22 protein-coding genes are annotated in these 22,167 nt (G+C 30.2%); 16 read left to right on the top strand and 6 right to left on the bottom strand.

Annotated features, from left to right (window positions below):
- Positions 1-72: 72 nt before the first annotated feature.
- Positions 73-1,491, bottom strand: coding sequence for a serine protease HtrA (htrA, locus tag AJN60_RS08975; RefSeq protein ID WP_002861922.1), 1,419 nt, complete (start codon positions 1,489-1,491; stop codon positions 73-75).
- A 199-nt stretch (positions 1,492-1,690) separates the two neighbouring features.
- On the opposite strand from htrA, the gene AJN60_RS08970 reads away from it, so the two are divergent.
- From AJN60_RS08970 to AJN60_RS08935, 8 genes are read left to right on the top strand one after another with little or no spacing between them, the layout of a single operon-like run.
- Positions 1,691-2,584 (top strand): DnaJ family protein, encoded by an 894-nt coding sequence (locus tag AJN60_RS08970; protein ID WP_002870990.1) that lies wholly within the window; start codon positions 1,691-1,693, stop codon positions 2,582-2,584.
- 15 nt (positions 2,585-2,599) lie between these two features.
- Positions 2,600-2,974: a heat shock protein transcriptional repressor HspR gene (locus AJN60_RS08965; protein ID WP_002861924.1), complete on the top strand. Its 375-nt coding sequence runs from the start codon at positions 2,600-2,602 to the stop codon at positions 2,972-2,974.
- Between the two features lie 6 nt (positions 2,975-2,980).
- The gene (locus AJN60_RS08960) at positions 2,981-4,606 is read left to right on the top strand and encodes a cation:proton antiporter (protein WP_002870991.1); all 1,626 of its coding nucleotides are present in this window, start codon (positions 2,981-2,983) and stop codon (positions 4,604-4,606) included.
- A gap of 9 nt (positions 4,607-4,615) precedes the next feature.
- Positions 4,616-4,948, top strand: a complete 333-nt coding sequence (locus tag AJN60_RS08955; RefSeq protein WP_002853180.1) for a hypothetical protein — start codon at positions 4,616-4,618, stop codon at positions 4,946-4,948.
- Complete coding sequence (locus AJN60_RS08950) at positions 4,945-5,565, top strand: HAD family hydrolase (protein WP_044779052.1); 621 nt, start codon at positions 4,945-4,947, stop codon at positions 5,563-5,565. The genes AJN60_RS08955 and AJN60_RS08950 overlap by 4 nt, the downstream gene beginning before the upstream one ends.
- A gap of 55 nt (positions 5,566-5,620) precedes the next feature.
- Positions 5,621-7,615 (top strand): glycine--tRNA ligase subunit beta, encoded by a 1,995-nt coding sequence (gene glyS, locus AJN60_RS08945; RefSeq protein WP_070261340.1) that lies wholly within the window; start codon positions 5,621-5,623, stop codon positions 7,613-7,615.
- Entirely contained in the window at positions 7,612-8,433 is an 822-nt protein-coding gene (locus AJN60_RS08940) for a M23 family metallopeptidase (protein WP_002870995.1), read from the top strand. Before glyS ends, AJN60_RS08940 begins: the two co-directional genes overlap by 4 nt.
- Positions 8,430-9,425 carry an SAM-dependent methyltransferase gene (locus tag AJN60_RS08935; RefSeq protein ID WP_070286302.1) on the top strand — a complete coding sequence of 332 codons (996 nt, stop codon included), beginning with the start codon at positions 8,430-8,432 and terminating at the stop codon, positions 9,423-9,425. The genes AJN60_RS08940 and AJN60_RS08935 overlap by 4 nt, the downstream gene beginning before the upstream one ends.
- On the opposite strand, the gene AJN60_RS08930 is transcribed toward AJN60_RS08935, so the two are convergent.
- Positions 9,378-10,352 carry a Ppx/GppA phosphatase family protein gene (locus tag AJN60_RS08930; RefSeq protein ID WP_070286301.1) on the bottom strand — a complete coding sequence of 325 codons (975 nt, stop codon included), beginning with the start codon at positions 10,350-10,352 and terminating at the stop codon, positions 9,378-9,380. The genes AJN60_RS08935 and AJN60_RS08930 overlap by 48 nt on opposite strands.
- A gap of 55 nt (positions 10,353-10,407) precedes the next feature.
- On the opposite strand from AJN60_RS08930, the gene AJN60_RS08925 reads away from it, so the two are divergent.
- Positions 10,408-11,181: a pyridoxine 5'-phosphate synthase gene (locus AJN60_RS08925; protein WP_002870998.1), complete on the top strand. Its 774-nt coding sequence runs from the start codon at positions 10,408-10,410 to the stop codon at positions 11,179-11,181.
- On the top strand, positions 11,178-12,272 hold the full coding sequence (gene pdxA / locus AJN60_RS08920; RefSeq protein ID WP_070286300.1) for a 4-hydroxythreonine-4-phosphate dehydrogenase: 1,095 nt from the start codon (positions 11,178-11,180) through the stop codon (positions 12,270-12,272). Before AJN60_RS08925 ends, pdxA begins: the two co-directional genes overlap by 4 nt.
- Here pdxA and AJN60_RS08915 read toward each other — a convergent pair.
- A complete protein-coding gene (locus AJN60_RS08915) occupies positions 12,262-12,789 on the bottom strand; it encodes a hypothetical protein (protein ID WP_070286299.1) in 528 nt (175 codons plus the stop codon). The two genes, pdxA and AJN60_RS08915, sit on opposite strands and share 11 nt — an antisense overlap.
- Before the next feature lie 63 nt (positions 12,790-12,852).
- Between AJN60_RS08915 and AJN60_RS08910 the strand changes: the two genes are divergently transcribed.
- The 5 genes from AJN60_RS08910 (at position 12,853) to AJN60_RS08890 (ending at position 16,957) form a co-directional block, all read left to right on the top strand.
- The gene (locus AJN60_RS08910) at positions 12,853-14,052 is read left to right on the top strand and encodes an MFS transporter (protein ID WP_070286298.1); all 1,200 of its coding nucleotides are present in this window, start codon (positions 12,853-12,855) and stop codon (positions 14,050-14,052) included.
- 55 nt (positions 14,053-14,107) lie between these two features.
- On the top strand, positions 14,108-14,428 hold the full coding sequence (gene ciaC, locus AJN60_RS08905; RefSeq protein ID WP_002871002.1) for an invasion antigen CiaC: 321 nt from the start codon (positions 14,108-14,110) through the stop codon (positions 14,426-14,428).
- Between the two features lies 1 nt (position 14,429).
- Positions 14,430-14,963 (top strand): hypothetical protein, encoded by a 534-nt coding sequence (locus AJN60_RS08900; RefSeq protein ID WP_070242778.1) that lies wholly within the window; start codon positions 14,430-14,432, stop codon positions 14,961-14,963.
- 72 nt (positions 14,964-15,035) lie between these two features.
- Entirely contained in the window at positions 15,036-16,058 is a 1,023-nt protein-coding gene (gene hemE, locus AJN60_RS08895) for a uroporphyrinogen decarboxylase (protein WP_002866238.1), read from the top strand.
- Complete coding sequence (locus AJN60_RS08890) at positions 16,055-16,957, top strand: radical SAM protein (RefSeq protein ID WP_052857449.1); 903 nt, start codon at positions 16,055-16,057, stop codon at positions 16,955-16,957. The genes hemE and AJN60_RS08890 overlap by 4 nt, the downstream gene beginning before the upstream one ends.
- Here the strand turns inward: AJN60_RS08890 and AJN60_RS08885 are convergent.
- Genes AJN60_RS08885 through AJN60_RS08875 form a run of 3 tightly spaced genes read right to left on the bottom strand, consistent with a single transcriptional unit; the run spans position 16,954 to position 20,441 of the window.
- Entirely contained in the window at positions 16,954-18,150 is a 1,197-nt protein-coding gene (locus tag AJN60_RS08885; protein ID WP_070286297.1) for a hypothetical protein, read from the bottom strand. The two genes, AJN60_RS08890 and AJN60_RS08885, sit on opposite strands and share 4 nt — an antisense overlap.
- Position 18,151: 1 nt before the next feature.
- Complete coding sequence (gene uvrC / locus AJN60_RS08880) at positions 18,152-19,954, bottom strand: excinuclease ABC subunit UvrC (protein ID WP_070286296.1); 1,803 nt, start codon at positions 19,952-19,954, stop codon at positions 18,152-18,154.
- A complete protein-coding gene (locus AJN60_RS08875) occupies positions 19,947-20,441 on the bottom strand; it encodes a hypothetical protein (protein WP_070286295.1) in 495 nt (164 codons plus the stop codon). Before AJN60_RS08875 ends, uvrC begins: the two co-directional genes overlap by 8 nt.
- A gap of 138 nt (positions 20,442-20,579) precedes the next feature.
- On the opposite strand from AJN60_RS08875, the gene guaA reads away from it, so the two are divergent.
- Positions 20,580-22,115, top strand: a complete 1,536-nt coding sequence (gene guaA / locus AJN60_RS08870; RefSeq protein ID WP_070286294.1) for a glutamine-hydrolyzing GMP synthase — start codon at positions 20,580-20,582, stop codon at positions 22,113-22,115.
- The last annotated feature ends 52 nt before the right edge of the window (positions 22,116-22,167 follow it).

Raw genomic sequence — 22,167 nt, 5'->3', positions numbered from 1 at the left:
TTTCCTTTATTTTAAACTTAATTTTAATTTTAAACTAAAATTTATAACGAAAGGAAAATCCTTCCGTTATTTTTATTTAAGCACAAGCAAAGTCGCAAAACCATTGCGATATACCCAAACTTTAGTAAATTCTTTTTTATTAACTTGTTTTAAAGCTTGTTCTAAATCTTTTAAATTTCTAATTTCACTTTGTCCAACACCTATGATAATATCACCCTCTTGGAAACCAGAATTTTTTCCTTTGCTCTTTTCTTTAACACTATCCACCAAAACACCATTAACATCTTTTGGAATTTGCAAACGATCCTTAAGTCTTGGTTCCAAATTTCTCAAACTCAAACCATCAATCAAATCGCTTTGTACGCCTTTAGGATTTTCTTTTTCACCTTTAAGAGTAAAATTTGCTTGCTTATTTTCTCCATCTCTTTCGTAACTTAATGAAATTTTTTGACCAATCTCTAAAGTTCCTATATAATTTTTAAGATCAATAGGACTTTTTATAACCTTATCATTAACTTTAGTAACTAAATCTCCACGCTTAAGCCCTGCTTCATCAGCACTTGAACCTTTTTGAACATCAGTGATTAAAGCTCCTTCTTGATTTTTGTAAGCTTTTTTAGTATCACCTTGCAAAGCTGAAATAGTCACACCCAAAAATCCTCTATCAATCTTGCCTTTTTCAATAAGTTTTTTAGCTATATCTTTAACCATATTTGAAGGTATAGCAAAACCTATGCCGTTGTTTCCACCTCCGCGAGAAAGAATAGCTGAATTAATACCTACTAAATATCCGCGACTATCCACCAAAGCTCCACCTGAATTTCCTGGATTGATAGAAGCATCTGTTTGTATAAAATTTTCATATTGATTTAAACCTATATTGTCTTTATTTAAAGCAGATATTATCCCACTTGTAACACTAAAACCGACTCCAAAAGGATTTCCAAGTGCAAAAACAACATCTCCTTCCATTAAATCATCAGAATTTGTGAAAGTAATAGCTGAAAGATTATTAGCCTCTATTTTTATAACAGCCAAATCTGTTTTTGGATCTTTACCTATAAGTTTTGCTTTATATTCTGTATCACTTCCTGGTAAATTCACTGTAATCGTATCAGCATCATCTACAACGTGATTATTTGTTACTATATAACCATCTTTTGAAATAATCACCCCTGATCCCAAAGAACTCACTACTTCTTTATCATTTTTTCCTTTTCTTTGAGGAAAATCAAAATCAAAAAATTGTTTAAAATAAGGATCATTAAAAAAATCATCCAAAGGACTTGGACGATTCGCTCTTGTAATAGTTTTTGAGGTAGAAATATTAACCACTGATTTTTTTGCATCTTTAATAGAATCATGATAAGAAAGCACTACATTTCCAGCAGCAGGATTTACACGATTAGCCGTTGTAGTTGATTCGTTAAAATTAATACTTGCGGCAAATAAAGCACTCGCTAAACTTAATGATAAAAAAATCTTTTTCATTTCATTTCCTTTTGTTCTTAAAGATAAATTATCTCGTAAAATATTTTACTGTCTTCATAGTATAAAACCGAAAATTTACAAAATTGTAAATAAAACCTTGAGTGATAAAAATTTATAAAACTTGATTGACTTAGGCTAAAGTTTATGTTATAATTTAATCCTTTATATAATCAAGTAAAAATTTTTAAGGAAATATAACATGAATAGTTTATACGAAACTCTTGGAGTTAGCAAAAACGCTAGTGCAGATGAAATAAAAAAAGCTTACCGTCGCCTAGCTAGAAAATACCATCCTGATATCAACAAAGAAAAGGGTGCGGAAGAAAAATTTAAAGAAATTAATGCTGCTTATGAAATTTTAAGTGACGAAAAAAAACGAGCTCAGTATGACCAATACGGCGATTCTATGTTTGGTGGACAAAGTTTTCATGATTTTTCAAGAAATACTGGTGGGGTAAATTTAGACGATATTTTAAAAGATCTCTTTGGAGGAGGCTTTGGTGGACGCTCAAGAGGGGGTTTTAACGGCTTTTCTTCAAAAGGCTTTAGCAGTGGTTTTGGAGGATTTGGAGGTTTTGAAGAAGAAAATTTAGACAGCAATCTAGAGCTTCACATTCCTTTTGAAAAAGCTGTTAAAGGCGGGGAACATAGTTTTAATTTTCAAGGCGAAACCATTAAATTTAAAATTCCACACGGTATAAAAGAAGGCGAGAAACTAAGAATTCGCTCTAAAGGAAAACAAAGCAGAAATGGAGCTAGAGGCGATTTAATCATTATTGTAAAAATAGAAGAAAGTCCTATTTACACAAGAGAAGATGATGATTTATATCAAAAGGTTGATATTTCTTTAAAAACTGCACTTTTTGGTGGAAAAATAAATATAAAAACACTCAAAGAAGGCAAGGAAGAAGCGACAATTAACATAACACCTAATTCAAAAAATAACCAAAAAATTCGTTTAAAAGGTTATGGGGTGCAAAATAGAAAAAGTGATATTTATGGAGATATGTATTTGATTTTAAATGTTGTTTTGCCAAATTTAGATGCTCTTGATGAAAAATTTATAGAACTCTTAAAAGAAAAATTACCTTAAAGAAAGGAATAAAATATGGAACACCATTATGATGAACCTGTATATTTAATCAGTGTTGTAGCTAAAGTTTTAAGCATACATCCACAAACCTTAAGGCAATACGAAAGAGAAGGATTGATAGAGCCAAGTAGAACCGATGGCAAAATAAGACTTTATTCTCAAAGGGATATTGACCGTATTAAACTTATATTGCGTTTAACAAGAGACATGGGAATCAATCTTGCTGGAGTAGATGTTATCTTAAAATTAAAAAACCAACTTCACGAATTTGAAAATTTAATTGATGAACTACGCTTAGAATTAAGTAAACAACAAGATAAAGAAGCGGCTAGTAAAGCCGTTGTCAAGCATAAAAATAGCTTTGACTTGATTTTTTATGAGAAAAAATAAAAAATAATGGATAATTTTTTAGAAATTTTTTTAATCACCGTTGCTATAGCTATAGTTTTAAATGTCATATTTAAAAAATTTGAAATTCCAACTATCATTGGATATATAGCTGCCGGAGAAATCATTTCTGAAATTTATCATTTAAGCGGCAAAGGCGAAATCACCCATATAGCCGAATTTGGTATAGTGTTTTTAATGTTTACCATAGGGCTTGAATTTTCTTTTAAGCATTTAATGGCAATGAAACAAGAAGTTTTTTTAAACGGCTCTTTGCAGATGCTTACTTGTGGCTTTGTTTTTATGCTACTTGCTATAGGAATTTTGGGACTTGGAGATAAAAGCGCTACCATAGCAGGCTTTGCACTAGCACTTTCTTCAACCGCAGTGGTGCTTAAAATTTTAAATGATAATGGTGATATAAATGAGCAATATGGCAGAAAAGCATTGGGAATTTTACTTTTTCAAGATATAGCTGTTATTCCTTTGCTTTTGCTCGTAGATATTTTTTCATCCAACAATCAAAACATAGAAAAACTCCTTTTTACCACTTTAATTTCAGCACTTATTTTAATCACTTTATTATTTTTCATAGGTAAATATCTAGTGGATAGAATTTTTAGACTCATTATCCACACTTCTTCTCAAGAAATTTTTATTAGTACTGTTTTATTTATGGTTATTGGAGCAAGTTTTTTAGCAAATTATTTCGGATTTTCTTATTCTTTGGGTGCTTTTATAGCAGGTGCTTTGATAGCAGAAACAAAATATAAGCACAAAATAGAAGCAGACTTGATCCCATTTAGAGATTTGCTTTTAGGACTTTTTTTCATAACTGTAGGTATGCAAATTCAACTTGATGTAGTGGCGCAAAATTGGTTTTTAATCATAGTTTTAACCCTTCTTGTAATGGCTTTAAAATTTGGCATAGTTTTTGGCTTTTTATTTCTTTACACCAAAAAAAGAGTAGCGCTTAAAACAGCTTTTGCCATAGCGCAAATTGGCGAATTCGCACTAGCAATTTTTTCTCTTTTACAAGCAAAAAATATGCTTGATATCAAAACTTCACAAATTTTAATTGTTGTTTCTATTTTAACCATGATTATCACACCTTTTATTTTAAACAATATAAGAAAAATTACCAATGTTGTAGAAGATATAGCACTTAATACCAACGCTGTGCAAAATATTGACAGCAATATCAAGCTTAAAAATCATCTTGTTGTTTTTGGCTACGGACGTTTAGGTCAAGAAGTCGTTCAAAAAATCAAAAACTCAGGTGTGCCTTACCTAGTTTTAGAAAGTGATTTAAATTTAGTAGAACTTGGAGTTAGTCGAGGCGAAAATGTCGTTTTTGCTAATGCTGCTCAAGAAGAAACCTTAAAAATTGCCAATATAGAAGAATGTGCCGTAGCTATTATCACAGTTACAAATGAAGCTAAACTTGAAATTTTATGTCAAGTACTAGCTAATTATCCAAAACCTATAGACACCATCATTCATGTAAATGGAACTTTGAAAAAGATGCTTTTTTCAAGCATAGATGAAAATATACGCATCATTCGCTCTGAAAAAGTAATCGCTAGAAATTTAGTTCAAGAAGCGCTAGAATGTCGCATTCATAAAAATACCTAAGGAACAATTTTGACAAAAAATGAAGAAAAAGCCTTACGTGTAAAATACCTAAGAAATCTTGAAAAATTTTTCAATGGCGCCATATCTGCGCTTAAAAAAGAAGATTTTGATAAAACTAAATTTGAAGAAAGAATGTTAAAAAATGCTAAATTTTTTGAAAAAAATCCCGCAGTAAATCTTAACTCAACCTATGCAAAAAATCTTGAATTTTTTGTCAATGCTTGTTTAGATTTTTCCAAAGAAAAAAGCGAACTTTTAAATCTTGCCAATGCTTTAGATAAGCAAAAAAAACAAGGTGAGAAAAAAGAAAAACATAAAAATTATTTAAAGGATTATGAATGATTAATGTATTTTTTGATATGGATGGAACTTTAATCGATAGTGCAAATGCCATTTCTTGTGCAGTTAATGAAATAAGGCAGGATTTAAACCTAGCCCCACTTTCAAGAGAAATCATTATGCAAACCATCAATACTCCCAATATTGACTGGGCAAAAGAACTTTATAATATAGAAAATTTCCATCATTCTAGTTTTAAAGAAGGCTATGAAAAATATTTTGTCAAACACTATGAACAAAGTGTGGTGCTTTTTGAAGGAGTGAAGGAACTTTTAGAATTTTTAAAAAGCAAAAATTGTTTTTTAGCTATTGCTACTAACGCCCCTCAAAGCTCACTTTCAAGCATACTTAAAAAACACGATATCATTCCTTATTTTGATAAAATTTTAGGCATAAGTTTAGGCATAGAACCCAAACCTCATCCTATGATGCTAGAGCTTTTAAAAAGCGAGGCTCCACATAAAACAAGCGTTTTTATAGGAGATAGTCAAAAAGATAAAGAATGTGCTAAAAATGCCAATTTGCCTTATTTTCATGCCAAATGGTATCAAAAAGATTTAAAAGAAAATGAATTTAGCAACGCTAGTGAACTTAAAGGCTTTTTGCAAAAGTATTTATAAGTTTTTTAATGAAATTTTAGTTAAAATTAGAAACAAATTTTAAAAAGAGTAAATTATGAGTGAATTATTAATAGAAATTGGCACAGAAGAATTACCTGCTATTCCTTTGTTAAAAGAATTAGCTAATATAGAAAAAAAATGGAAAAATGTTTTAGAAGAATATCGGTTGGTAAGTGATTTTAAATTTTATTATACTCCGCGTCGTTTAGTTTTTTTTCATGAAAATTTTGCAGACAAACAAGAAGATAGTTTTGCTGAATTTATAGGAGCACCTAAAAATGTTGCTTATAAAGATGGAGTTTTAACTCCTGCGGGACAAAGCTTCCTGCAAAAAGCAGGGATCAGTGAAAATGAACTCGCTTTTAAAGAAATCAAAGGTAAGGAAGTTTTATATCATCAAAAAGCTATCAAAGGTTTACAAAGTCAAGAAATTTTAGGAGAAATGGTAGAAAAATTTCTAAAAAGTCTTAGTTTTGGCAAAAGTATGCGTTGGGGTGCAAATTCTTTTGAATTCATTCGTGCGATCCGTTCTATAGCTTGCATTTTAAATGATGAACTTGTTGATTTTCAAAGTTATGGGGTAAAAAGTGCTAAAAAAACTTTCATTCACAGAAGTGTAAGTTATGATTTGAAAGATTTTAACAATGCAAAAGAATATTTTGAACTACTAGAAAAAAACTACATCATCCTTGATCCAATCAAAAGAAAAGAAAAAATACTTGAACAATTTAAACTCATAGAAAGTCAAAAAAATATACAAATTGGAGAAGATGAGGAGCTTTTAGCTGAAGTAGTTGCTATCACAGAATATCCTAATGCACTTTTAGGAAGCTTTGAAGAAGAATTTTTAGAAATTCCTAGCGAAGTAATCATCACTTCAATGAGAGAAAATCAACGTTATTTTGCAGTTTTTAACGATAAAGGCTTAAGTAATCATTTTATAGTAGTAAGCAATGCAGTATGTAAGGATTATTCAAAAATCATACATGGAAATGAAAGAGTTTTGCGTGCAAGACTTAGCGATGCAATGTTTTTTTATCAAAATGATTTACAAAATGGTTTGCAACCTGAAAAACTTGCCAAAATGACCTATCTTGAAGGTTTAGGCACAATGCAAGATAAAAGTTTAAGAGAGATTAAAATTGCTGAAATTTTATGTCAAATGCTTCATAATGATAAAATCGAAAATATCAGCACAGCACTAAAATACGCCAAAGCAGACTTAGCCACACAAATGGTTTATGAATTTACTGATTTGCAAGGCATTATGGGAAGTTATTATGCGCAAAAAATGGGCTTAGATTATGAAATTTGCTTAGCCATCAAAGAACAATATCTTCCTAATTCTGAACAAGCTCCACTTCCAAGCACAGAATTTTCAAGCATAGTAGCCCTTGCAAACAAGCTTGATACCCTTATAGGACTTTTTAGTATAGGAAAAATTCCAAGCGGAACAAAGGATCCTTATGCCTTAAGAAGAGCAGCCAATGGGATCATTAAAATCGCTCTAAATTTAAATAAAGAATTTGATATCCAAATTTTATTAGAAAAACTTTCAAGTCATTATAAAAGCTTTGATATGCAAATTTTAAAAGATTTTATTTTTGAAAGACTTTATACTTTTTATACGGTCAATGCTTCTTTTGTAAAAGCGGTTTTAAGCTCACAAAATACAGATCTTATTCATATCAATCAAAGCGTAAATGCTCTTATAAAACTTAGCAAAAAAGATAATTTTAATGAAAATTTTGCAACCTTTAAAAGACTAGCCAATATCGCCACTAAAAATCCTCATAAAGTTGATGAAAGTCTTTTTACTCAAGAAGCAGAAAGCAAACTTTACAAAGCTTTTCAAGAAAAAACTAAAGCCAACTCTTTACAAGAAAAACTTGAAAATCTTTTTGCACTCAAGCCTTTTATCGACGAGTTTTTTAATCAAGTAATGATTAATGCTGAAGATGAAAAACTTAAAAATAATCGCCAAGCTTTGGTTTATGAAATTTATGCGGAGTTTTTAAAAATCGCCGATCTTAAAGAGTTAAGCCTATGAAAGCCTTATGGCTTTTTTTAAGCCTTACTCTTTGGCTTTTTGGAGCTCAAAATTTAGAACTCATCAAAGGTCAAGCTTTATTTTTGGAGCTAGATAAGAAAGATTTTTTATCTTTAAAAAATAATGATAAAAATATTCTCACCTTTGCACATCCTAAAAATCAAGAAAAAATTCTAGCTATTTTTTCCTTACCTTACAAAAATCCCCCGAAAAATACAAAACTTATCGCATTTTATAAAAATAAAAAAGAAGAAATTTTCATAAAAACTTTAGAAGGTAATTATAAAAGTGAAAAATTGCAAGTTGAAAACAAAAAGATTTTTCCGCCAAAAACCGTACAAGAACGCATCGCTAAAGAATTAAAAGAAGCCAATGCGATTTATAGCTCTTATACTCCAAAAGCTTTATTTAACGGTGCTTTTAATATACCTTTAAAATCTTTTATCACAAGTGATTTTGGTAAAGCAAGAACTTTTAATGAAAAAGTAGCAAGTTATCACAGTGGAACAGACTTTAGAGCTGCCACAGGAACGCCTATTTATGCAGCCAATTCAGGCATAGTAAAAATTGCAAAAGATCGTTATTTTGCAGGAAATTCAGTAGTCATTGATCATGGTTTTGGAATTTATTCACAATACTATCATCTTTCTAAAATCGATGTTAAAGTAGGACAAAAGATAAAAAAAGGTGAGCTTATAGGACTTAGCGGGGCTACAGGTAGGGTAAGTGGGCCGCATTTGCATTTTGGAATTTTAGCTGGAGGCAAACAAGTCGATCCTTTGGATTTTGTCTCCAAATTTAATGCTATTTTTCAATGAAATTTAGTGACTTTTTCCATGCTTGGCTCCATGAGAGCTATTATAAAAATGCTGTAAGTATAGGAAAAAACGGAGATTTTTTTACTGCTGTGAGCGTAGGAAATCTTTTTGGCACACTTTTAGCCAAGCATTTTTTAAATTTAATAGATAAAAAAATTTTACAACTCCCTTTAGAACTTGTAGAAATAGGCGCTAATGAAGGCTATTTAAGTCGTGATTTTTTATCCGCTTTGCTTGAATTAAGACCTGAAATTTTTTCTCAAATTTCTTTTTTCGTCATAGAACCGCATGAAAAATTAAGAGCTTTACAAAAAAACACTTTAGAAGGAGTGGAATTTACTCACAAAAATAGCCTTAAAGAATGCCATTTTAAGAACGCTTTTTTCTTTTGCAATGAACTTTTTGATAGTTTTACTTGCGAACTTATAAATCATGATAAAATGGCATTTGTAGAAAATTTTAAACTTATTTTTAAAAATATGGATGAAAATTTAATCACAAAATGCAAAGCTTTAAATTTTACAAAAGGCGAACTCAGCTTAGAACTTGAAAATTTTTTTAAAGATTTAGATCAAGCTTGCGATAGATTTGTATTTGCAGGATTTGACTATGGAACTTTTAATGTACAAAATTTTAGCTTAAGAATCTATCAAAAGCACGAAGTTTTTAGCCCTTTTGAAGTATCTTTAAAAGATTTTTTCGGCAAAAGTGATCTAACTTATAATGTTAATTTTACCCATCTTCAAAAACTCATCAAAGCATATGATTTTAAACCTTTAAATTTTAAAAAACAAAGTCTTGCTTTAATGGATTTTGGTTTTGAAGATTTATTAGAGTACACAAAAAATAAAAACATTAAAACTTACGAAAGTTTTTTATCTCAAGCTAAAATTTTATTTTTTAATTTTGATGAAAAATTTCATTTTTTCGAATTCCAAAAAAAATTAAAATTTGATATTTTTCATACTCGCCAAACAAACTCCCTCCCTTAAACCCTCATCAATGACTAGAAGTTTATGTTTATCAAACAAAGCATAAAACAGCAAACAACCTGCACTCAAATAATTTTTTCTCATCATGCCTACTTCTTTTATGGCCTTTTTTTCTTCCATATGAAAAAGTTTAATAGCATAATTTAAAAAATCCTTATGGCAAAGTTTTTTACCATTTACTCTACTTGCTTCATACTTTTCATAGCTTATATTTTGTTTTAATACACCAAGTGTAGTAGGAACTCCGGAATTTAAAACCACCGTTTTAACCCCTAAAGAACGAAGTTCCTTTTTAATCATAACCACCTCATCAAAAGCCCTAAAAGCTAGATGCTTTAAATAGGGATTTGCAATTAAAAAATGAATTTTAAGTTTTTTATCTTTAATATTGATGATAAATTTAGGATATTTTTTTATCAATTTTTTATAAGAAATACAAGATTTACAATAAGAATAGCGATTTTTTTCATAAAAACTAATAATACCAAAATCAAAACTTTTAAAACTTTTTCTAAAAGAAAGCTCACAAGAAGCCCCTCCTAAATCACAATACGCAAACTCTCCCCAAATTTTAAGCCTTCTTAAACCTGATTGCATGCCTAAAACACTGATCTTAGCTTCACTTTTAGCATCTATAAGCTTAAAATCAATCCCAAATTCTTCTTTTAAATGGGCAAAAATTTCATTTGTATTGCTTGCTTTTCTAAAAGCTGCAGTCGCCACAGCTCTTGCTTTGCTTAAATCTTGCTCTTTAGCTAAAATACTCAAAGCATTTTTTAATCTTTGTATGGCTTCTTTAGAAATTTCTCCACTTTGATTTAAATTTTTCGCTGCTCCAATAACAAATTCATATTCTTTTAATTTATTTAATTTTTCATCCATTTGCACTGCTCTTAAAGTATTTGAACCAAGATCTATACCTAACATGACTTTCCTTGTTTGATTTTATAGTATAATAGCAAAAAAGTTCTAAAGGAAAAATATGCTTTTAGGCGTAAATATCGATCATATCGCAGTGTTAAGACAAGCTAGAATGGTAAATGATCCTGATCTTTTAGAGGCTGCTTTTATAGCAGCTAAACACGGAGATCAAATCACTTTGCATGTAAGAGAAGATCGCCGTCATGCTCAGGATTTTGACTTGGAAAATATCATAAAATTTTGCAAAAGCCCTATCAATTTAGAATGTGCTTTAAATGATGAAATTTTAAATTTAGCTCTTAAACTCAAACCCCACCGCGTTACTTTAGTACCTGAAAAAAGAGAAGAGCTTACTACAGAAGGGGGGCTTTGTTTAAATCATGCTAAATTAAAACAAAGCATAGAAAAACTTCAAAATGCAAACATTGAAGTTTCACTTTTTATTAATCCTAGTTTAGAAGATATAGAAAAATCAAAAATTTTAAAAGCCCAATTCATAGAGCTTCATACAGGACATTATGCGAATTTACACAACGTACTTTTTAGCAATATCTCTCATACTGCTTTCGCCTTAAAAGAACTCAATCAAGATAAAAAAACCCTGCAAGCTCAATTTGAAAAAGAATTGCAAAATTTAACACTCTGTGCTAAAAAGGGCGTAGAACTTGGCTTAAAAGTAGCCGCAGGACATGGTTTAAATTACAAAAATGTAAAACCCGTAGTAAAAATTAAAGAAATTTGCGAGCTAAATATAGGACAAAGCATTGTAGCAAGATCTGTATTTACAGGACTTCAAAACGCTATTTTAGAAATGAAAGAACTCCTTAAAAGATGAAAAAACTAGCCATTAGCATAGGCGATATAAACGGCATAGGACTTGAAATTTTAGTGCGTTCTCATGAAGAACTAAGTAAAATCTGCACACCTTTTTATTTTATCCACGAAAGCTTGCTTAATAAAGCTTTAAAACTTTTAAATTTAAAACTTTTTAATGCAAAAATCGTAGCTTTTAAAGATGACAAAGACTATGAGTTTAATTTTATAAAAAAAGAAAATTCTCTTGAAATTTACTCTTTTTGCTTTCCTTTAGGCTTTAAAGTAGATGAAAATTTTAAAATCCAAGCCGGAGAAATAGATGCAAAAAGTGGACTTTATAGTTTTTTAAGCTTTAAGGCGGCAAGTTATTTTGTCTATGAAAAACACGCCCATGCCTTGCTTACTCTACCTATACACAAAAAAGCTTGGGAAGACGCAGGACTTAAATACAAAGGACATACCGATGCTTTAAGGGATTTTTTTAAAAAAAATGCCATTATGATGCTAGGTTGTAAAGAGCTGTTTGTAGGACTTTTTAGCGAACATGTACCTTTAGCTAAGGTAAGTAAAAAAATCACTTTTAAAAATTTAAGCATCTTTTTAAAAGATTTTTACAAAGAAACGCATTTTAAAAAAATAGGGCTTTTAGGTTTTAATCCTCACGCTGGAGATTATGGAGTCATAGGCGGAGAAGAAGAAAAAATCATGGAAAAAGCTATAACCTTTGTTAATGCCTTTTTACGCTCTAAAAAAGATGAAAAATTTTTCAAAAAAGCTTTAAAAGATGAAAATTTACAAAAAGAATTGCTTTTAAGTTTTAAAGACAAGGGTGTTTATCTACCCTATCCTTTAGTAGCTGATACGGCTTTTACTAAGGCTGGTTTAAAAAACTGCAATCGTTTAGTGGCTATGTATCACGATCTTGCCCTTGCTCCTTTAAAGGCCTTGTATTTTGATAAAAGCATCAATGTGAGTTTAAATTTACCTATCATACGCGTCAGCGTTGATCATGGTACGGCCTTTGATAAGGCCTATAAAAATGCTAAAATCAACACTAAAAGTTATTTTGAAGCGGCTAAATTCGCAATTAATTTAAACCCTAAAGCTTAAATTTAGCCCTAGAATCAATCAAATCTTCTTTAGCCAAGCTGTCTATAAAATCTTGCAAATCTTTATTGGTATTTAAACTTTGAGTGAGTAAATTTTCATATTTATCAACTTTATTTTTAAAAATTTGCCCTAAAACTTCTTTAGTCTTTATATCTTTTTTTGCTCTTTGCGTAAGTTCTAATAAAGCTTTAGCATAAGCTTCTTGCATGCAATCACTTGCATTGAGTAAAGGTAAAATAGGATTTTCCCCTGCTTTTGTATTTTGCATATTTTTTATACAAATTTTTCTTTCTTTAATCATCTTTTTTGAAATAGCTTTAAAATCTTTTTTCGTCTTTTTATCTGCTTTTTTTGAAATATTTTGATACAAACTACTATAGATGTTATCTACTAAAGCAAGTTTTTTATTCTCAAATTCATTACGCACACCAATTTCATTACATATCATAAGCTCATCAAAACTCAAAGCCCCTAAACTCACCAAACTTAAACCAAACAATAAAATAATTTTTTTCATTATTTACCTTTAAAAATTTTTATTTTACTATAATGCGTTTTTATTTTTTATAAGGAACTTAAAATGCAAAATTACAAAAAAGCTCTTTTTGCACTAGCTCTTAGTGCTTTTTGTATGGGGGTAACCGAATTTGTTATGGCAGGAGTTTTGGTTGATGTTGAAGCGTATTTTAGCGTAGATGCAAAAACCGCAGGATATCTTACAACCTTATATGCTATAGGTGTTGTTATAGGCGCTCCTCTTATTACCATACCTTTAAGTCGTTTTCATAGACATACACAACTTTTAATCAATCTTGGAATTTTTGCTCTAGCAAATTTCATTATCTTTTTTAGCCAAAATTTCCATCTTACAGCATTTGCACGTTTTATAGCAGGAACACAACATGGAGTATTTTTTGTCATTGCTACCTTAGCTGTAAGTGCTATAACTCCAGATGATAAAAAATCAAGCGCTCTGGCTATAATGGTCACAGGACTTACTGTAGCCTTGGTTACTGGAGTGCCGCTTGGAACTTTCATAGGGCATTATTTTGGCTTTAAATTTATCTTTTTACTTATTTTTATCATTACAAGCTTAGCATTTTTTGGAGTATGGCATATGATGCCCAAAAATTTACATCCTAGCCCAACAAGTCTTAAAAATTTAATCCCTGCTTTTTCACATCAAAATTTGTTAAAAACTTATACTATAACCATTTGTAGTTGTGGGGCTCAATTTGTTCTTTATACTTATTTGCAAAAATTACTTGTAGAAATAAGCGGTTTTAGAGTCCAAGATACAGCTTACATCTTGCTTTTATATGGAATTTGTGCAATTTGTGGGAATTTATGGGGCGGAAAAATAGTAGATAAAAAAGGTGCTATTTTTTCTTTACGTCTTATTTTAAGCATACAAGTTCTAGTATTTTTAAGCGTATTTCTCACCATGCATTCTAAAATTTTAATCATTTTTAGCGTAGCCTTGATAGGATTTTTTGCCTTTTCAACCATACCTGCGTTAAAAATGCTTAGCATTGCTAAAGCTAAACGCCATACTCATAAAGTCATAGATAGCACAGTAAGTGTAAATGAAGCAGCTTTTAATGTAGGCATAGCCTTAGCAAGTTTTTTAGGTGGGATTGTTTTAGCAGGATTGGGTATAGAATTTAATGCTTTATTTTCGGCACTTTTTGTAAGCCCTGCTTTGATTTTTGCCTTGCTTTTTGCCAAAGATAAATTAAATTATAAAAAATTTCAAAGAAAAAGTTTTAAAAAGGTATAAATTGGAATAGAAATTGCTTGTTTGTTTAATGTAAAGTTAAATAAAGGAGGAGAAAATGGTAGTAGATATCACTCAAAAAACATCAAATGCTATCTTTAGCACCACAACTAAAGTTAAAGAGAAAAATACTTCGGCAGATGAATTTCAAGCCACATTAAATGAAGTAAAAAACAAAGAAGAAAAGGAAGAGAAAAAAACAAACTCAAGCAAATTTACTAATGAAGACATTGATCTTGGTGCTGTTAGAGAAGATTTTAGATCTTATGCTTGGCAAAAAATGAGAGAAGATCAATACAAAAAAAATGAGGAGACTTTGCTAAATAAGCTTTTTGCTACAATTGACGCAGGAAATGCTGCAAACAATACAAAGGCTTAATATGCAAATCAATCAAAACTCAAACTACATAAACGAGAATTCTAATAATTCTCGTAAAATTTCTAATAACTTCAAGCAAGATGAAAATTCTTTATGGAATACCCCTTTTAAAGTTTTACTTAAAGAAGTAGAAGAATTTGTCGGCTCCAAAATTAAAAAATTTAAGGAAGAACTTGTATTAAACAAAAAAACAGGAGAATACGAAAAAAAAATGGTTCCTGATGAAGAAGCTTATAGGGAACACATAAGATTGAAGCTAGAAGAACAAACCAAAGAAAAAATCAGCACTCAAGTTAATGAAAAAATTAACGGGAAACTTAATCTCGATCTTGAAAAACAAGATATAAAAAACAACAAGCAAGAATTTAATTCCGGAAAGTCAAATACACAAGAGGGAATAAGCTATATGCAAATGCAAGCCGAAGCTAAATATCACACTAAAAATAGTCCAATCTTTGGCAATAGCAAAAAACAAGAAGAAAATAATAAAGATTTTTTTAATGTTTTTTCAGCGCCTGTTGGCTCTTCTGTGTAAAGCAAATATCGAGAAATTGATAATTTAATTTATCAATTTCTGTTATAATTTTGCTAAAAACAAAGGAAAATAATGATTTTTATTGATGCTTGCTTTAAAAAACCTACACCCTACACCCCTATTTGGATGATGCGTCAAGCAGGAAGATATTTGCCAGAATATATGGAAGTAAGAAAACAAGCGGGTGATTTTCTCTCTTTGTGCAAAGACTATAAAAAAGCTTCTGAAGTTTCTTTACAGCCTATTGATATTTTAGATGTAGATGCAGCAATCATTTTTTCAGATATCTTAGTTGTTCCTCTTGAAATGGGTATGAATTTACGTTTTGAAAAAGGAGAAGGGCCTGTTTTTGATAATCCTATTTCAACCCTAGAAGACTTAGAAAAACTTGACGATCAAAATGCGCATAAAAAATTAAATTATGTCTATGATGCCTTAAAGCTTACAAGAGAAAAATTATCTCAAAACAAGGCTTTAATAGGATTTTGCGGAAGCCCTTGGACTATAGCTACCTATATGATAGAAGGAAGTGGAAGTAAAAATTATGCAAAGTGTAAAAAAATGCTTTATCAAAACCCAGAACTTTTACATAAAATTCTAAATAAACTAACTCAAGTTTTAAAACTTTATTTAGAAGAGCAAATTAAAGCAGGTGCTAATGCTATACAAATTTTTGATAGCTGGGCAAGTGCTTTAGAATACGATAAATTTTTTGAATTCTCTTTTAATTATATGCTTGAAATTTCAAATTTTATCAAAAGCAAATACCCAAATATACCTGTAATTTTATTCCCTAAAGGCATTAGCGGTTATTTGGATAGAATCGATGGTAATTTTGATGTTTTTGGGGTTGATTGGAGTACTCCGCTTGATTTAGCACGCGATAAACTATCACACAAATACACTCTTCAAGGCAACATGGAGCCTTGCAGACTTTATGATAAAAATGCCATCAAAGAAGGAGTGGAAAAAATACTAAAAACCATGCAAAATAAAGCTCATATTTTCAACTTAGGACATGGGATCTTGCCTGATATTCCTGTTGAAAATGCAAAATATTTTATCAAGCTTGTACAAGAAAGCTCAGCTAAATGAAAATACTCTTTGGTCCTGTTAGCTCAAGGCGTTTTGGAAGATCTTTGGGTATAGATTTAAGCCCTAGTAAAAAACAATGCAATTTTGATTGTGTTTATTGCGAGCTTGATCCAAAAAAAGCCCAAGAAAAACAAGATGAAATTATCAGCATAGATAAAATTATCTCCGAAGTTAAAGCTATGCTTGAAAAAAATGTTGAATTTGATTTTCTTACCCTTACTGCCAACGGGGAGCCTAGTCTTTATCCTTATTTAAATGAGCTTATTTTATCTTTACGCAGCATTGCTAAAGATAAAAAATTACTTATTTTAAGCAATGGTACAGCTGTATTAGATGAAGACAAATTTAATGCTTTGCTAAAACTAGATGTGGTCAAATTTAGCCTAGATAGCGCAGTTGCTAAAACTTTTTATCGTATTGATAGAGCTTTAAAAAACATTGACTTAGAAAAAATGATAGAAAAAATGGCAGATTTTAGAGCTAGGTTTAATGGAGATTTGATTATGGAAATTCTAGTTGTTAAAGATCTTAATGACAACGAAGAAGAATTTAAAGCACTCAATCAAGCTTTAAAAAAAATCATGCCTTTAAGAGTTGATCTAAGTACCATAGATAGACCTCCTGCTTATGCTGTTAAAAAAGTAAGCGAAGAAAAACTTTTAAAACTTTCTAAACTTATAGATTCTACTCCCGTACTCTTAGCCAAAAGGCATTACGAAGGTGAAAAACTAGGCTTCAATAAAGAAGAATTATTAAAAATGCTTCATTTACGCTCACAAAGCGAAATAGACATAGAAGCGAAATTTGATGAACAATCTAAAACTCTCTTAAGTCAACTTATCAAAGAAAAAAAGGTAAAAATTCTCGATTTAGCTGGAGTTAAATTTTATAAAGTTTAGGCCTTTGGCAAATACTTCCTAAGTAAAGTTATAAGATCATTTCTACTTACATCACTTAAAACTTCACTCACACAATCAAAATCCCTAACTTTTTCCTTTGAAAAAAAGATGATATGGCTTTGCGGATGCTGTTTTTTATAAGCACTTAGCAAATTTCTCATTTGCTCAAGATCAAATTTAATTAATTCATAATCAAGCAAAATCAAACGATAAGTCTCCTTGCTTAATTCTTGTTTTAATTGACTAAAAGAATTTATACATATATTTTTATCGCATTGTTTTTCTATTATATTAAAAAATAAGGTTGCATCAAAATCATTTTGTTTAAAAAGCAATACATTATTTTGATAAGGGGTTTTAAATTTTAAAGTGCAAACCTTATCAAGCTTGTTTTGCAAAATATTTTCAAGATCTTTTTTTTCAAAAGGTAAAGTTAAAAAATACTCATAATGTGTATTTTTATGCCGACCCATCACTATAAAATTATAGTTTTTCTTTACATTTTCATTTAAAATTTTATCCTTGATAAAAATCAAATGAAAGTCATTAACATCAAAACTTAAATTTTTAAAACAAGTACTTTCTATGCCAAAATACGAAAGTAAATTTGCAAGTAAAAAATTTTCAAGCTCATCATTATTAACTATAGCCACACTTGCTTCAAACTGCAAAACCTTTCCGTGAGATGTCCCTATAATGCTTTTATGATGCTCTAAAGCCTCATTTAATTCTAATCTAATTTGATCTTTTTGAGAAATTAAGGCATTTAAAATCAAAGAATTAATTTCTTTATTATACCCTTCATTTAAGCAACGCATTGCATTGGATATATTTCCAAGCTGATATAAATTTTCTTCTAATAAATGCAAATATCTGTCTTTTTCATGGGATATTTTAGTTAAATTTTGTCCCGTAGTTTCAAATTTTTCCTTTAACAAATCAAGCGCACTATCAACATCAATATTTTTTTGAAAATTTAAAAAATCATTTTGCATACAAAAAATTTTTTGATATATTTTGTTTATATTTCTATTTTGTCTAAAAGCAAAAATAAAAAGTGTTAAAGATAAAACAAAAATGCTAGAAAACATACCTATTTTCAGTTGTTCAGTAACACTATCAAGCTTTAAGATATCAATACTTAAATACGCTAAAATTAGATTAAAAATAAAAATTATCCCCGCTAATATCAAATCAATTTTCCTTTATCTTTTGCGCCGCTTTCTTGCCCACAAGCATTGCAAGATCTTTAAAATCAGCCTTATATATAGATTCAAAATTTCCATAATACGCTAAAAGTTTTTGTATAACCCCTGAACTAAGTCCTAAATTTGCAAGCTTAGAACTTTTCAAGTCCTGTTTTTTCTTAGTATTTTGATGAAAGCTGATAGCAAAACGGTGCGCTTCATCTCTTAATTTCTGTAAGAATTGTAGTTTTTTATCGTTAATACTTAAGCTAAATTCTCCTTTTAAGGAATGAATTTTATCCTTAGCACCTCCTTTAGCCCTATGTGCTTTTGCATCGATTTTTTCTTTTGAAATAGCTAAAATATCGACATTAGCTCCACTACTTACAATAATTTCTTTAGCCAAATCAAGCAAAGCCTTTCCTCCATCTATAAGCCATAAATCAGGAGGGGGTATTTTATCAAAGTCCAAAGCCCTACGCGTTAAGACTTCACGCATTTGTTCGTAGTCATTTTTATGTTTTAAATGAAATTTTCGATATTTTGACTTATCCCAAGAATTCATTCTATAAGTTACCATAGCTCCAACATTTGCCACACCTTGCAAATGAGAATTATCAAAAATTTCTATATCATTTGGTAAATTTTCAAGTTCAAAATAAGACTTTAATTCTTTTTGCATAGTAAAATCATGATTTTTTTGCTCTTTTTCTATATTTAAAAGGGCATTTTGAAAAGCCAAATCACAAATTCTTCTTTTTTCTCCTATTTTAGGGATTTTAATACTGATTTTTTTATCAAACCTTTGGCTTAAAATTTCTTCTAAAAGCACTCTATCTTCAAATTCTTCATAAACATAAATAACATTTGCAAGCAAAGGAATATCCATACTAAAATTTTCTAAAATCAATTGCTTATAAATTTCATTTTTATCCCATTGTATATCATTTTTTATAGGAGTAATCTTAGAATTTGCACTAATAATTTTTCCATTTTGCACCACAAAACGCAAGGTTGAAAGCATAGAATTTTTAAAAGCTAAAGCAAATACTTCAAAATCTTCTAATTTTGCAATATCTATTTCAACCTTAACTTCCAAATCTTTAATCGTTGCAATCTGATCTCTTACTTTAGCTGCTTCTTCGTAATTTTCATTTTGCGCTAAAACAAGCATTTGTTTTTCTAAATTTTTTATTAAAATACTAGGATTTAAAAGTGCGTGCATAGTCTCATCTAAAATTTCAAGGTATTTTTCCCTGCTGATACGTTTATCACAAGGCGCAAGACAACGAGAAATTTGATAAAAAATACAAGGAGATTTGCAACTTGCTTTTTGCTTTAAAGGATAGTATAAATAAAGCGCATCTAAAAGCTCTCTAGCACCTTTAAAAAAAGGGCCAAAATATTTGATTTTGCTTTTTTTTACCAATTTTCTAGTAATCTCAAAGCGTGGAAATTCTTCTTCAAAATCCACATAAATATAAGGATAAGTTTTATCATCTCTTAGTAAAATATTATATTTTGGATGCAGTTGTTTGATAAAAGAATTTTCTAAAATCAAAGCATCGGCTTCTGAATTAGTAGTGATAAATTCCAAATGCACTGTTTCTTCAATCATTTTTTGAATTCTTAAAGAATTTCTTGGATTTGCATGTAAATTTGGAGTAAAAGCAAAATAAGATTTGACACGATTTTTAAGATTTTTAGCCTTGCCTACATATAAAAGCTTTCCTTCTTGATTGAAGTATTGATAAACTCCAGTGCTATTGGGAAGAGTTTTTAACTCATTTTCTAAATTCTCTTTAGTCAAGATTAGAACCTTTTTTTATAAGTTCTCTTAAATCTTCAAATTTATTAAATAATTTTTCATCTTTAAAGCAATTTTTAAATTCACCCTTAGAAAGCTCCAAATAAGAATTTTTAGAGAGTTTTTCATCATTTTTGTTTTTATTTACCGCATAAGTGTATTTTTGGGAAAAGATTTTTATATCTTTTATATCAACAAATCCACTTAAAGGATATTTTTGTCCATATGCTTTTATGAGAAATTTAATATAAATTTTGCTATCATCATGATTTAATTCTTGATAAGCTGCTGGATGTAAGGTTATTATATTTAAAATATGATTTTTTACATAAATTTTAGCAATCAAACGTTGCTTAGCAAGCGGAAAAGAACTTAAAAAATCTTTGCAAAAAAATAAGGTTTTTAAAGGCTTATAATGAGGTTTATCCATCAATTCATTAATAACAGCACTAGCGTTTTTAGTCATCTTAATATTATTTCTTTTTCCCATAAGATGATTTTAGCATTTCTTTTCTTAATTTTCTTCTGTGCTTGCGGATATAAAGGCAACCCTCAATACACAAGCTATGAACAAAATGGCTCAGTAAAAACCATTAAAAAATACGAACAATTACATAGGTGGTAAATAATGAAAAAAGCAGATATTTTAGTTTTAGACTTTGGCTCTCAATACACTCAGCTTATAGCAAGACGCTTAAGGGAACAAGGAGTTTATGCAGAAATTTTACCTTTTAATGTAAGCTTAGCTGATATTAAGGCGAAAGAACCAAAAGGTATTATTTTAAGCGGAGGTCCAGCAAGCGTATATGCAACTGATGCGTATTTTTGCGATAAAGGCATATTTGACTTAGGTTTACCTGTTCTTGGAATTTGTTATGGTATGCAACTTATGGCACATCATTACAAAGCTACAGTTGCACCTGCAGGACATAAAGAATACGGTAAAGCAAACATAGAAGTTAAAAAAGATAGTGCTTTATTTAAAAATCTTCCAAAAAAACAAACCGTTTGGATGAGTCATTCTGATAAAGTAGAAAATTTACCTCAAGGTTTTGAAGTTTTAGCCACAAGTGAAAATAGTCCTTTTTGTGTTTTTGGCAACGAAGATAAGAAATTTTTTGCTCTGCAATTTCACCCAGAAGTACAACACAGTGAATTTGGCAAAAATATCTTAAAAAATTTTGCTAAATACGCTTGTAATTGTGAAAGCGTTTGGAATATGGGTTCTTTTGCAAAAACTCAAGCGGAAAAAATCCGTGAAGAAGTAGGCAGTGATAAAGTGCTTTGTGCTGTAAGTGGCGGAGTAGATAGTAGTGTAGTTGCTGCACTTTTAGCCAGTGCTATAAAAGAGCAAGTTATAGTAGTTTTTGTAGATAATGGACTTTTAAGAAGCGGAGAAAAAGAACAAGTTGAATTTATGTTTAAAAATACCTTATGTATCGATCTTATCAGCATTGATGCAAGTGAAATTTTCTTAAGTCGCTTGGCTAATGTTAGAGATCCTGAGCAAAAAAGAAAAATCATAGGAAATACCTTTATAGAAGTTTTTGAAGAAGAAGCAAAAAAACACAAAGATGTAAAATATCTCGCTCAAGGCACACTTTATACTGATATCATAGAAAGTTCTGTTGTAGGTGCAAGCAAAACCATTAAAAGCCATCATAATGTAGGGGGCTTACCTGAAAAAATGAATTTTAAACTCATAGAGCCTTTAAAAGAAATTTTCAAAGATGAAGTGCGTGCCCTAGGACTTGAGCTTGGACTTAGCAAAGAAGTGGTTTATCGCCATCCTTTCCCTGGACCAGGGCTTGCTATACGCATTATGGGAGAAGTAAATCGCCCTAGCTTAGAACTATTGCGTAAAGCTGATGTAATTTTACTTGAAGAACTTAAAAGCACAGGTTGGTATGATAAAACTTGGCAAGCATTTTGTGTGCTTTTAAATGTTAAAAGTGTTGGGGTTATGGGGGATAACCGCACTTATGATAATGCAGTTTGCATACGCGTTGTAGATGCAAGTGATGGTATGACAGCTACTTTCTCGCATTTACCTTACGAAGTTTTAGAAAACATAAGTCGCCGTATCATCAATGAAGTAGAAGGCATAAACCGCGTTGTTTATGATATCTCAAGCAAACCACCTGCAACCATAGAATGGGAATGATCCATTTTTCTAGCTCTTATTTTTATTATAAAATTTTTATAATAAAAATAAG

It is taken from the genome of Campylobacter sp. BCW_4323 (assembly GCF_001763115.1).
Classification (GTDB): domain Bacteria; phylum Campylobacterota; class Campylobacteria; order Campylobacterales; family Campylobacteraceae; genus Campylobacter_D; species Campylobacter_D jejuni.
This window is presented reverse-complemented; position numbering and strand designations above follow the sequence as displayed.